At 51.0% G+C, this 12930-nt stretch carries 11 protein-coding genes; 2 read left to right on the plus strand and 9 right to left on the minus strand.

Annotated features, from left to right (window positions below; all coding sequences use genetic code 11):
- Position 1: 1 nt before the first annotated feature.
- Positions 2–1609: a peptide chain release factor 3 gene (locus GY634_RS01315; RefSeq protein WP_166406774.1), complete on the minus strand. Its 1608-nt coding sequence runs from the start codon at positions 1607–1609 to the stop codon at positions 2–4.
- Positions 1610–1743: 134 nt separating this feature from the next.
- Between GY634_RS01315 and GY634_RS01320 the strand changes: the two genes are divergently transcribed.
- Positions 1744–2460, plus strand: coding sequence for an SDR family NAD(P)-dependent oxidoreductase (locus GY634_RS01320; protein ID WP_166406775.1), 717 nt, complete (start codon positions 1744–1746; stop codon positions 2458–2460).
- Between the two features lie 64 nt (positions 2461–2524).
- On the opposite strand, the gene GY634_RS01325 is transcribed toward GY634_RS01320, so the two are convergent.
- The 8 genes from GY634_RS01325 to mtnC all read right to left on the minus strand — a co-directional run bounded on the left by GY634_RS01325 (position 2525) and on the right by mtnC (position 12113).
- Positions 2525–3361: an ABC transporter permease gene (locus GY634_RS01325; protein ID WP_166406776.1), complete on the minus strand. Its 837-nt coding sequence runs from the start codon at positions 3359–3361 to the stop codon at positions 2525–2527.
- A 10-nt stretch (positions 3362–3371) separates the two neighbouring features.
- Positions 3372–4619 (minus strand): ABC transporter permease, encoded by a 1248-nt coding sequence (locus GY634_RS01330; RefSeq protein ID WP_166406777.1) that lies wholly within the window; start codon positions 4617–4619, stop codon positions 3372–3374.
- A 60-nt stretch (positions 4620–4679) separates the two neighbouring features.
- Positions 4680–5723 (minus strand): ABC transporter substrate-binding protein, encoded by a 1044-nt coding sequence (locus GY634_RS01335; RefSeq protein WP_166406778.1) that lies wholly within the window; start codon positions 5721–5723, stop codon positions 4680–4682.
- Positions 5724–5778: 55 nt separating this feature from the next.
- On the minus strand, positions 5779–6864 hold the full coding sequence (locus tag GY634_RS01340) for an ABC transporter ATP-binding protein (protein ID WP_166406779.1): 1086 nt from the start codon (positions 6862–6864) through the stop codon (positions 5779–5781).
- 238 nt (positions 6865–7102) lie between these two features.
- The gene (locus tag GY634_RS01345) at positions 7103–8425 is read right to left on the minus strand and encodes a DEAD/DEAH box helicase (RefSeq protein ID WP_166406780.1); all 1323 of its coding nucleotides are present in this window, start codon (positions 8423–8425) and stop codon (positions 7103–7105) included.
- A 210-nt stretch (positions 8426–8635) separates the two neighbouring features.
- Positions 8636–10453, minus strand: coding sequence for a sensor histidine kinase (locus tag GY634_RS01350; RefSeq protein WP_166406781.1), 1818 nt, complete (start codon positions 10451–10453; stop codon positions 8636–8638).
- Between the two features lie 99 nt (positions 10454–10552).
- The gene (locus GY634_RS01355) at positions 10553–11266 is read right to left on the minus strand and encodes a LuxR C-terminal-related transcriptional regulator (protein WP_166406782.1); all 714 of its coding nucleotides are present in this window, start codon (positions 11264–11266) and stop codon (positions 10553–10555) included.
- Between the two features lie 169 nt (positions 11267–11435).
- Positions 11436–12113 carry an acireductone synthase gene (gene mtnC, locus GY634_RS01360; RefSeq protein WP_166406783.1) on the minus strand — a complete coding sequence of 226 codons (678 nt, stop codon included), beginning with the start codon at positions 12111–12113 and terminating at the stop codon, positions 11436–11438.
- A 199-nt stretch (positions 12114–12312) separates the two neighbouring features.
- Here mtnC and GY634_RS01365 point away from each other — a divergent pair, with 199 nt between their 5' ends.
- Positions 12313–12927 carry a LemA family protein gene (locus GY634_RS01365; RefSeq protein ID WP_166407125.1) on the plus strand — a complete coding sequence of 205 codons (615 nt, stop codon included), beginning with the start codon at positions 12313–12315 and terminating at the stop codon, positions 12925–12927.
- Positions 12928–12930: the final 3 nt, after the last annotated feature.

A 12930-nucleotide genomic window follows, 5' to 3' on the forward strand; every position in this document is an offset into this window, starting at 1 on the left:
TTTACATTGTAGCGAAAACCTGTCCGCCATGTTCACGCATGGCATGGAATTCTATGCCGGGGTTTAGCTCTTGTGCCACACGTAGCTGTGCCGGAGAGGAAGCCAAGAACGCAATAGCGTCAACGACGTCGTAGGCAATATTGGCAGCGTTAGTCTCTAAGAACTTCTTCATTGCTTTCTCGTCAGTGGCTGTTACCCAGCGTGCCAAATTGTAGCGTGAGGGGGACAGTCTGGCGTCTACGTTGTACTCAGTACGTAGGCGATGCGCCACCACTTCGAACTGCAACTGACCTACCGCACCCAGCAATAGTACGCCGCTGGTGAGGTGGGGACGGAACACCTGAATGGCGCCTTCTTCCCCTAATTGCGTTAACCCAATACGCAACTGTTTAGTGCGCAGAGGGTCTTTGACCTCTACCGCTTGGAACAATTCAGGGGCAAAGAATGGCAGGCCAGTGAACTGCAAGCTTTCGCCTTCGGTCAACACGTCACCTAACTGCAGTACACCATGGTTAGGAATACCAATAATATCGCCGGCGTAAGCTTCTTCTAGTAGGTCGCGACGCTGCGACAAGAAGGACACCACGTTATTAGGGCGAATTTCTTTGTTGGTACGCGCTACTTTTAGGCGCATACCACGTTGGAAATGGCCAGAGCTAACGCGCACAAAGGCTACGCGGTCGCGGTGGGCGGGGTCCATGTTGGCTTGCACCTTGAAGACCACACCACTGAATTTAGGCTCATCAGGCTCTACCGTACGTTGCAACGCAATACGGGGGCCGGGAGGGGGAGCCATATCAACTAGTGCATCCAGCACTTCTTGCACACCAAAGTTGTTCAGTGCAGAACCGAAAAACACTGGTGTTTGTTTACCCGCTAAGAAGGCGTCATGGTCGAAGTCGCTAACAGCTTCTTTAATCAGGTGAATTTCATCACGCGTTTTAGTGAAGTTTTCTCCGAAGCGGCGCTCAGTTTCGGGGTTATCTAGGCCTGGAAGCTTTTCATCGTTATCGCTGCGGTGTTCTTTGCCAGAGGTAAAGACGTGTAGGTGATCGGCATTCAGGTTAAACACCCCGCCAAATGCACGCCCCATCCCCACAGGCCAGGCAAAAGGAATGGCTTCCATGCCCAAGTGGTCTTCAATCTCGGACAACAGGTTCAAGGGTTCTTGAACTTCGCGGTCAAGTTTGTTGATGAAGGTAATAATAGGGGTGTTGCGCGCTCTACATACTTGCAGCAGGCGAATGGTTTGTGGCTCTACACCGTTGGCGGCATCAATCACCATCAAGGCGGCATCCACTGCTGTTAGCACGCGGTAGGTGTCTTCCGAGAAGTCTTGGTGCCCGGGGGTGTCTAGCAGGTTGATCACACAGTCACGGTATTCCATCTGCATCACCGAGGACGCTACTGAAATACCACGTTGTTTTTCGATCTCCATCCAGTCAGAGGCTGCGTGCCGTTCCGCTTTACGCGATTTCACGCTACCCGCAATTTGGATTGCACCTGCGAACAGCAGCAGTTTTTCCGTAAGGGTGGTCTTCCCCGCGTCAGGGTGAGAAATAATCGCAAAAGTTCGGCGGCGCGAAGCTTCTTGGGCAAGGGTAGACATCAGCAGATACGGTAAAAGAGGCTAAAGCCTGTAGAAAAAATCAGGCAAAACGTCTATTTTCGCTCAAATCTGCCAGACTCACAATTATCTTGCCGCATTAGGCGGTATTCGCACAGACAGAAAAGGGAAAAATCATGAATATCATGATCATAGGGGCTAGTAAAGGGTTGGGACGAGCCTTGGTAGAAGGCGTAGGTAGCGCTGGCGATACCGTCATTGGTGTGTCACGACAACGACCACAGGATGTGCAGTCGCTAAACGGTGCGGCTATAGCGTGGATAGAGGCTGATATGAGCCATCCTGTACAGGCCGTGAACACGCTGGCTGCAGCCGCACCCTCTACTATTGATGTGCTGATTTATAACTTAGGTATTTGGGAGGCGCAGGCGTTTTCAGACGCTTATAACTTCTTAAATGACAGTGATGACAGCCTGCAGCAATTGGTAGAGGTGAACATCACTGCGACTTTGTTAGCACTGAAACGCTTGATGCCTAATGTGTTGCGATCTAACAAAGCACAGGTAATTTTGACGGGCTCTACGTCGGCGTTGCGCCAAAGTGGTCGGCCTGAGGTTGCCTTTGGTGCCAGCAAGTTTGCGTTAAGTGGAATGGCAGACGCCCTGCGTGAAGGTTTTAGAGCGCAAGGGCTGAAAGTGAGTGTGTTGCAGTTGGGCTATTTGAACACGGAGGATGCGTTATCCGTGCCAGTGGCCGAGGCGGCGGCGCGTGACGACGGGCATACGGTGCCGGTGCATGATGTAGTCAGTGTGGTGCGTACGATGTTGGCGTTGTCAGATGCGTCGTTTATACGCGAGCTGGTGTTACCTGCTCGTTATGATGAGCGATTTTAAGTGTATGGATAGCAAAAAGGCCCTTTACCTTCGAAACGGTAAAGGGCCTTTTTTAATAACGAACTTAGGTGCTGCTATCTACGCGTACGGCGCGTTTGGCGTTACGGCCACGCAGCCATTCTAAGGTCAGTAGTAGTGCGGTGGAAAACACAATCAAAATGGCGGCAATGGCCGCAATAATGGGACTGATGTTTTCACGTATGCCGGTAAACATTTGACGTGGCAATGTCACCTGCTGCGGGCCGGCTAAGAACAGCGTCGTGATGACTTCATCAAACGAGGTAATGAAGGCGAACAGCGCCCCAGCAATTACCCCGGGGGCAATGATGGGGAGTGTGACGGTGAAGAAAGCCCGCAAGGGGTGAGCCCCCAAACTGTAGGCGGCGCGTACTAAGTTGCTATCAAAGCCTTGTAAGGTCGCCAGCACCGTAGTGAGCACAAAGGGTGAGCCTAAGGCAGCGTGGGTCAGCACCAACCCCATGTAGCTGTTGGTTAAGCCGTAGGGTGCGAAAAACAGATATACCCCAACCCCTACTACCACCAGAGGCACGATCATAGGCGAAATCAGCATACCCATCAGCAGGCTTTTGCCAATGAAGTTAGCGCGTTGCAACCCCATAGCAGCCATGGTGCCTAAGACGGTGGCGATGACGGTAGACAAGGGGGCCACAATAAAGCTGTTGCGTGTGGCGCGTATCCAGTCTTCTGAGCTAAATAAGGCTTCGTACCAGCGTAGCGACACACCGGGCATGGGGTACAGCAACAGGCTGCCCTCACTAAACGACAAGGGCACAATGACCAGAATGGGCGTAAGCAGGAAAATCAGTATGAGCCAGCACAGTACGCGCTGGGTTATTTTCCACAGGCGCTCAGAAGGCGAAAGATATGGATTAGGTGTCATGACTATTCCTTTAGCCCAGTCCCAGTTCGCGGCCAGAGAGGCGGCGGTACAAGGTGTACAGCACTAAGGTGCCGGCCAATAACAAGAAACCTAAGGCGCTTGCCATACCCCAGTTAATGGTCTGATTCGTAAAGTAGGCCACGTAGTAACTGATCATTTGGTCGTTGGCACCCCCTAGTAAGGCAGGGGTAATGTAATAACCAATAGAGATGATGAAGACCAACAAACACCCAGCGGCAATACCGGGGTAAGTCTGTGGCACGTATACCTTCCAGAAGGCAGCAAAGGGGTGGCTGCCTAACGAAATGGCCGCCCGTTGATAGGTAGGCGGAATAGAACGCATCACGCTATATATAGGTAAAACCATAAATGGCAGCATGATATGCACCATGGCAATGTAGACGCCTATACGGTTAAACAGTAGGTCTAACGGCATATCAGTTAGGCCAAGTTGCATCAGTGTTTTGTTGATTAAACCTTGGCGTTGCAGCAGTACTATCCATGCAGCAATACGCACCAATACAGACGTCCAGAAAGGTATCAGCACACAGATCATGACCAAGTTGGCACTGCGTGCACTCATGCGGCTCATCCAGTACGCCAGCGGGAAGCCCAGTAACAAGGCAATAAGAGTGACGCCAAAGCTAATTTCAAAGGTGCGCGCAAAGATACTTTGAAAGGCTGAGCTGCCTTCTGGTACGGCAACAATCTCGCCTTGAGTGTTGCGAGTTAGGTCCAGCGAGGCCAGTAAGTAATAGTCTGAATAAGCGCGGTCGTTGTTGCTGATAGCGCGCCAATAGTCCACCTCGGCCCAGCGTGGGTCAATGGCGATGATTTCGTCACGTATGCTTTCGGCCGATTTGTTTTGCACATCAGCCAACGGCATTTTGCGTACGGTTTTAAAAATTAGCGTTCTGTAGCCTGCAATTTCGTAATTTAAGCGCCTAGCTAATAAGCCGGAGCCTGTACCGTCTTTGGCATGCTGCAGATCGGTGGCGAGCGCCACATAGCTTTCAGGTGGTGGTGCACTTTGTTGATCCCAGCTTTTCAGTGCCACTAAGGTGCGTGGCATGTGTTCTATTACCTCTGGGTTATCCACAGCCCTAAACAGCAAGGCCGCGACAGGGATAACAAAGATAACCACTAGAAATATCGCCAATGGAGCCAGCAATCCAGCTGCTTGCCAGCGTTGCTTGCGATGTGCTTTGACCACGGCTTTTTTTATGTCCGCTGTAGACAGCGTCATGGAAGAAGTCATTAGATACTACCCGTTAAGCAAGCCGTGCTCTATCCCGAGCACGGCGTCATCACAGAAGGGTTATTGGGTGGACCATGCTGTGAAGCGTTGGTCTAGCTCTTCGCCGTGGTCAGCCCAGTAGTCATAGCTGGACAGCAACGCATGCTCGGCGTTTTGCGGCGAGTTGGGCATTTGTTCCAAGGTGGCCTCGTCTAGATCAGCGATAGCAGCTTTGTTGATGGCACCGTAGTTGATGCTTTGGGCGTGTTTTATTTGCTGCTCGGGCTGCGCCGAGAAACTAATAAATTCTTGGGCTAGCGCCTTGTTGGGCGAACCCATAGGGATGACGTAGTAGTCTAAGTCGTAGATACTGCCGTTCCACACAATGCGTAGGTCTTGGCCTTCCGCGTTGGCCGCAGCGATGCGACCGTTATAGACGGTGGACATCACTACGTCGCCAGCCGCCAGCATTTGCAAAGGTTGAGCACCGGCTTCCCACCATTGAATATGGGGTTTGAGTTCGTTGAGTTTGTTAAAAGCGCGGTCTACGCCTTCAGGGGTGTTCAACACGGTGTACACGTCTTTAGGGGCCACGCCATCGGCCATCAACGCGAACTCTAGGTTATAGCGGGCACCTTTACGCAGAGCACGTTTACCGGGGAATTTTTCCACATCCCAGAAATCAGCCCAGCCGTTAGGGGTTTGATCCAGTGTTTTGCCGTTGTAGGCCATGACGGTGGACCACACAAATACACCCATGCCGCAATCGTGTACGGCTTCGGGGATCAGCGCATCTTTATCAATGATGTTGTCCCAATCTAGTGGCTCGAATAAGCCCTCATCACAGCCACGGCTCAGGTCAGCTGTTTCAATCTCCACCACATCCCACACCACATTATTGGTGTCTACCATGGCCTTGATTTTGGCCAGTTCACCGTTGTAGGGAACGTTAAGGATTTTGATGTTCTTTTGTTGCTGCAGGGGTTCTACAAAGGCGGTTTGTTGTGCAGCGCCGGCAGCACCGCCAAAGTTCACAATGGTCAGGTCGCGCGCCAAGGCCGACTGACTGCCAAATGCCAACATACTACTGATTACACCAAGTACTACCTTGTGGGATGTTTTCATGGTTGTCTCCGTTATATATAGGTATAGGATGTACAGCGTGGTGCCCAAGGGTGATTTAGGCGGTAAAAACGCGGGCGAAGGCAGGGGGAAGTTGTAGTGATAGCCATGCGCCCGGAGCCAGACTAGTGTCTGCGCTAAGTTGGCTGACCTGCTGTTTGATGCTGATCTCTTGTTGATCGTGGGTTTTGCAGATCAGACGTACGTGGTCACCCAAGTACACCGTATTGGTAATTTGTGCGGGGATGCAGTTGTGTGTGGGGGCGGCCATCACCTGTATGCGTTCAGGACGTATGCTCAGCGCTGCAGCGTGCCCTGTTGCCGTGTGATTAACGTTGAGCCCGTGAATGACACTGCCATCTCCCAGCGTGATCTGACACATGTCTCCATCAGTGTGGGATAGGGTGCCAGTGAGCAGGTTGTTGTCGCCTACGAAGTTTGCCACAAAGGGGTTTTGTGGCGCTTCATAGAGGGTGTTAACCGAAGAAATCTGTTGAATGATGCCATCGTTAAACACCGCAACACGGTCCGACATGGTGAGTGCTTCACTTTGGTCGTGGGTCACATACACAAAGGTGATACCTAGCGATTGATGCAAGGCTTTAAGCTCCAACTGCATGTGTTCACGCAATTGTTTGTCCAGTGCCCCTAAGGGTTCATCCATCAATACCAGTTTGGGTTCAAACACCAAGGCACGGGCTAAGGCAATACGCTGTTGCTGACCACCTGACATTTGAGCGGGATACCGCTTAGCAAAGGCTTCCATTTGCACCATTTCCAGTGCTTTTCGTACTTTGGCCTTACGTTCGGAAGCGGGCAAACGGCGCACCTTCAATGGGTATTCCAGATTTTTTTCTACAGTCATGTGTGGAAACAGAGCGTAGTTCTGGAACACCATACCAATGTTGCGTTGGTGTGGTGGCACGCGATTGATGTTCTGCTGGTCTAAATAGATATTGCCGGTGGTGGGGTATTCAAACCCTGCCAGCATCATTAAGCAGGTGGTTTTGCCAGACCCTGAAGGCCCCAGCAATGATAAGAATTCGCCTTGCTGAATATCCAGATTGAGATCTTTAACTACAAATGTCTCGCCGTCATAGGATTTTTGTACTTGCTCAAAGCGAACCAGTGGTCGTGTGGACACTGATTGTCTCCTTGTTTGTCTCGTCGTTATGATCTTTTATTAGGGGCAATATAAGTGAACTTAGTGGACAAGACATAGAACCATTTAGGTGCGAAACTATGGGTCCACTTTTGAGATAAAACTTTAGTCGCAGTGCAGTTTTTAGCGCTAAAGGTAGTGATGATGCGGCGCACAACGAAACTCGCCCCAAAATGGGGCGAGTTAGCGTATTCAATGGGTAAAGGGTAAATCCCTAGGGTTAGGAAGCCGTAGAAGCAGGGCGTCGGGGGCGACGTTGGCCTGCTGGCTTGCCTTGACCTTGAGGCTTTCCTTGGCCTTGGCGTTGACCGGGGCGACGTTGGTTGTTACCACGGGGGCGTTCACGCTCGGGACGAGCTGGGCGGCTACGTTCTTCAGATAGCGCAGCACGTGTAGGTGGCGTGAAGTCAGGGAACTCAATACGTGGAATGTCTTGATTGATCATTTTTTCGATGGTTTGCAGCATACGGCTTTCGCTGCGGTCTACTAGCGATAAGGCCAGACCATCGCTGCCAGCACGACCTGTACGACCAATACGGTGCACGTAATCTTCAGGTACTTGTGGCAGTTCAAAGTTGATCACATAGGGTAGTTGGTCAATATCAATACCGCGAGCAGCAATGTCAGTCGCGACTAGCACGACGACTTTGCCGCTTTTGAAACCATCTAGTGCACGCGTACGAGCCGATTGGCTTTTGTTACCGTGTAAGGCGGCCGCATTCAGACCATCTTTGCTGAGCTTTTCTGCTAAGCGGTTAGCCCCGTGTTTGGTACGACAAAATACCAGCACTTGGTGCCAGCCACTTTCGCGGATGATGTGACTAATCAGTTCGCGTTTATGACTTTGTTCGGTCAGTACGACGTTCTGAGTAATGCGCTCTGCCGTGGTGTTACGTGGGGCGACCGAGACCTCAATAGGGTCTTTAAGAATTTGGTGTGCCAACGCACGAATCTCGGACGAGAAGGTGGCCGAGAACAACAGGTTTTGACGTTGTTTGGGCATCAGTGCCAGCACGCGACGAATGTCACGAATAAAGCCCATGTCCAACATACGGTCGGCTTCATCTAGCACCAGAGTTTCTGTGCGGGACAGGTCTATGGTTTTCTGACCGCAGTGATCCAGTAACCGGCCAGGGGTAGCAACCACCAAATCTACCGGTTTTTGCAGAGCGCGGATTTGGGGGTTGATGTTCACACCACCAAACAGCACCAGTGAGCGTATACGGCTATGAGCACCATATAAACGCACGGATTCTTCTACTTGTGCTGCCAGTTCGCGGGTAGGGGTCAGAATCACAACGCGAGGGGAGCCTGGTTGCAGTTTTGGAGCAGGTTGGGTGAGCAGCCTATGCAAAATAGGTAGGGTGAAACCCGCTGTTTTACCCGTACCGGTTTGTGCTGCGGCGAGTAAATCGCCACCCGTCATCACATGTGGAATAGCTTGGGCTTGAATGGGCGTAGGGTGGGTGTAGCCTGCATCAGTAATAGCCTGCAACAAAGGGGCGGCCAAACCTAATGAGGCGAAAGTAGTGTCAGAATTCAAGAGAGTTTCCAGCAACCAACCTTATCGCCATTGGGGCAATACCAATCCAGGTCAGTGATAAGCAGGTAGAGTAAATCAGGCGTATACAAAGGCCTGACAGTAGCGCGTCGTAATTGGTAAAAACGCGTAGAGAGCTATAAATTATAACGTGTTCAAGTCTATTGTATAGGATTGAAGCAAGACGCCGAGCCTAGCTGCTGTTGAGGGTGTTTAGGTGAGTGGCAGCAAAACTTCCAAGCAAGTGTGGCCTGGCCGAGAGTGCACAGCGAGGGTGGCCCCTATATGCTGCATACGGCTGTTCATACTGCGCATACCTATGCTGAGGCCTGCCGTCTGCACAGCATCTACATCAAAGCCCACGCCGTTATCTTCAATAATCAACTGCAAGGTATGGGCATCGGGTTGCTGTAGCACAATGCTTAGGTGCGTGGCACGGCTGTGTTTCACCACGTTGGTGAGGGCTTCTTCTACTAAGCGTGTCAGGGCCAACACTTGCAATGGTGAGGGTTTGGGTTGCCAATGTGGTGCAATAGCCCAATCGGCGTGTATGTCTAGCGAATCAAATAAATTACCGAAGCGGTAGCGTAGTGGGGCAATCCATGTGCTGGGTAGTTCAGGAACATCTAGCTTGGCACTGGCACCCGTATCAATGAGCTGACGTAAGTCATCACGCAGCAATTTAAGAATAGATAAAAATTGCTGATTGGGCAGTGGGGTTTTTTGCTGCTCAATCATGGCCATAGAGCGTATGAGCGAGCTGCCTAAACCGTCGTGTAAATCTTGAGCAATATGTAAACGCTCTTGCAGCCTAGAGTTATTCAGAGCGAGTTCGTGTTTGCGCAGCAGTGTTTCTTGCAGTTCTTCACGGGCTTCAGCCACACTTTGGCTAAGCTCTTTATTGAATTGTTCAATACGGCGCATCGTGTTCACCAAACGCCAGCTTAGTAAGGCCGACATAAATAACATGGTGAGCAAGCTGGTGTACGCCGAGTACAAGTGCCTAGAGGTAGATAAGCCAAGTATGGAGGCGGTGTCGTGTACGCTGGTAGCAAAATAGGTCAGCAGACACAGTGACAGCCATAGCTGCTCGGCGTGTTTAGTGCGCCAGGCTCGTATAGGAAAGAGTAAGCAGGTGCTCCAAAATACGATTAAGGTGATTAAAAACACTCCTAGTAGTGCCAGCGGCAACGATGCAGCTGGCACAAATAACACGACGGGAGCGATCAGAATAAGCAGTACTAACGCCGCTATCCACAAACGTCGCATGTGCTTGTAATTACCAAAGCTCCATACGAACAGCGAAAAACTTAGAATAAAACCAAAGAACAGCAGCATGTTTGCTCTGGACATCTGCAATGAGTCGCTGAACATAGGTCCGGTTTCTTGTCGCATTTGTAATGAGCAATACAGTAACCAGATCAAAGCCTGTAACGCATACAAACCATAGCTATGTTCGTTGCGACGGCGTAGCCAGATAAAAAATGCCAGCGTACCTAGTACGCCTGTCACGCCTAAGTTCAGCAGTAGCAATGCTTGGTTTTGCCACCACGAGGCTTGCTGTGCAGCCAAAATATCGGGTAGTGGCCCTAATTCCAGATGCTGTAACCCCGTAAATTGAGTGGTGGCTCCGCTTACCCATACCCAAATCGTGTTGATGCCTGGCTTGAGGAGGGCATCCGGCAGTACCCAGTAGCGCGGCACACCTATACTGCGCGATAACGGTTCGCTAAGGTTGGCGTCTGACCAGAGTAATGAATGGTTGAGGAATACGGCGCCCGCTACACCCAGTGAGCTTATATGCAGTGCAATGGGTTGGTTGTCGCATTCTGGCTTTTGCCACTGTAGCTTGTACCAGGCATTGCCCCTGTAGGTAGGCCAGCGCTTTTGCCAACTGATATCGGGTAAGGAGGTGCTGTGCCAGCCGTTTTCAGGGGGAGGGGAAAGTGGTTCAGCAGATGCTTGTGCCACTTCTATGCTGAGTATGCGCGGTTCACAGAGGGGTTGAGCGTGAGCCGAAGCGCTAACCACAAGCAGCCCCAGCCATAGCCCTATCAGACTACAGCAATGACGAAAAAATAAAGTACGCACACGACTGCAGTAAGGTTTAGGCATGAACCCGATAACGGTTTAGGACAGTAGCCCCTGTGATCGTGCAATGACCACAGCACGAGTACGGGATGAAACCGCTAGTTTACGGTAGATGTGTTTAATGTGGCACTCTACCGTGAATCTGGACAGCTCCAGTTTTTCAGCAATTTCCCGGTTTGTCAGCCCATCCGCCACCAGTTGCAGTATTTCTTGTTCACGGACGGTAAGCGTACCGGTTGCTGCTTGTGTGGGTTCGGGTGGTTGTGGTGTGACGGTGGGGGGAGCTGAGGGTGCAGGTTGCAGTTCAGCAATAATACGTCTGGCCATGAAGGGGTCTATGGGCGCACCACCGCGCAATACGCTGCGTATAGACAGTGCTACTTCCACATCCTCGCGCTCTTTTAATACATACCCTGTGGCCCCTGCGCGTAACGCAGCCAAGATAGCGTCTTCGGTGCTCCAGGCAGAAATGACCAAAATACCCAATGCAGGATCAGCAGCAGAGAGCTCAGCAATTAGATCTAACCCATTTCCGTCTGGCAGGCCCAAATCCACCAATGCTAGCGCGACGGGGTGCTCGGCCAACTTGGCGCGCGCTTCAGCGAGGGTGGCGGCAAATACTAACGCATCAGGCGTGTAGCCTAACTGTTTCAAGATGAGATCTAGTCGCTGTTGGACTAGGTTATCGTCTTCCACAATCAGTACGGGAGCAGGTAGCGTAAGTTCTGGTGTGATGGGGGCAGAAGGAGACATGGCGAATCTTTCAATAAAAGAACGGGAATACTTATAGCGGCACTATGGCGTAAAACCCGTGTTTCCGATATCCCTGAAAGCTGTGATTCGCCTTAGAAATAACAAAAATCAACATTGTTGTAGAGTAACGCACGTAATAGCCTGATTTTATAAGGCAATGCCGTGACGACTACGTGGTTTGAATGTCTAGAAAAGAGCTGACTTGCTCATGTGTACTGAACCGGTCAGGTGCTTGACGACTAATTTGCACGGTATGCCAGCCATCTTGTCTGGCGGCGTCCAGTTTTCGGTGTACGGCCGATACATACAGCAACTCGGTGGCGGGTATGCCCAGTGTTTCACGAATACTGCTGTACGAGGCTTTGCTGAGTTTGGGACCTACCGAGGTGTCGAAGTGGCCAGTGATTAACGGTAGTAAGTTACCGTGATCGCTATGACCCAACAGTTGTTCTTGAGCGGCAATGCTGCACGACGAGTATAGGTAAATGGCCAGACCAGCTTGATGCCAGCGCTTAAATTGTTCGTAAGTGTCTTCGTAGACGTGGCCTGTGAATTGTCCGCTTGCATAACCTTCTGCCCAGATCATGGCTTGTAGCTGTTTGAGTGCTGGGGAGGGTTTGTCTATATCTATATAGTGCAACAGCTCAGCAATGAGCCTATCTAACCCCGCTAACGGGAGTTGTGCTTCTTGGCGTAAGGCCAGTAAGGCATGTTTGACCGTAGGGTGGGCGTGCTGTTGACGTAAGAAATTTGCGATATGACGTCTCGCGTACGGAGCCAAAATGTGATGCACAAAGGCAGTGTCTGTCGTGGTGCCTTCTACATCGCAGAGGATGGTAGAAATCATAGGAGGGCGCCAAGTTAGGCGTAGTCGTTTACGGTGAACAAGTACTACAGGTTAAGGCAGAGGGCGTACGTCATAGTATCATCGAGTTTTCTGCCTAGCTACCTACGTCGCTAAGCGATAACCAATGTAAAGAGACTCTTGTTCCGCAGAGCGGCTCACGATACTCTCTTCACTCTACTTCTTTTGCCGTGTGAGCATGATGAAAAACTCTTTACGACTATGGTTGATTACCGCAGTAACTCTGTTACTGAGCGGGTGCGGATATAACGAAATTCAACGCCTAGACGAACAGGTGAAGGCGGCGTGGTCGCAGACCTTAAACCAGTATGAGCGTCGAGCCGAGTTAGTGCCTAAACTGGTAAGTTCGGTGAACGCATATATGGTGAATGAGCGTAGCGTATTGGTAGAAGTGACAGAAGCGCGTGCACGTGTGGGTAGTATCAAAATTACGGCAGATGATTTAGAGAATCCAGCTGTGATGGAACGCTTCCAGCAGGCACAGGGGCAGTTGTCATCGGCACTGTCTAGATTGCTAGCCGTATCAGAAAATTATCCACAGCTGAAAAGTGATGGCTTGTTCCGCGACTTGATGACACAGTTAGAAGGTACCGAAAACCGCATCGCCACCGAGCGAGGCCGTTACGTGGAAGCGGTACAAGCCTATAACGTGTACATACGTCAATTCCCCGCCGTGGTCACAGCCAAACTGTTTGGCTATAAGGTCATGGAAAACTATGGCGTAGATAGGGAATACGACATTCGCCGTGACCCCGAAGTAAAGTTTGATTTACCAGCATCGGCTACTGCCCAATAAGCA

Origin of the sequence: Paenalcaligenes suwonensis (assembly GCF_011290505.1) — a bacterium.
GTDB lineage: Bacteria > Pseudomonadota > Gammaproteobacteria > Burkholderiales > Burkholderiaceae_B > Paenalcaligenes > Paenalcaligenes suwonensis.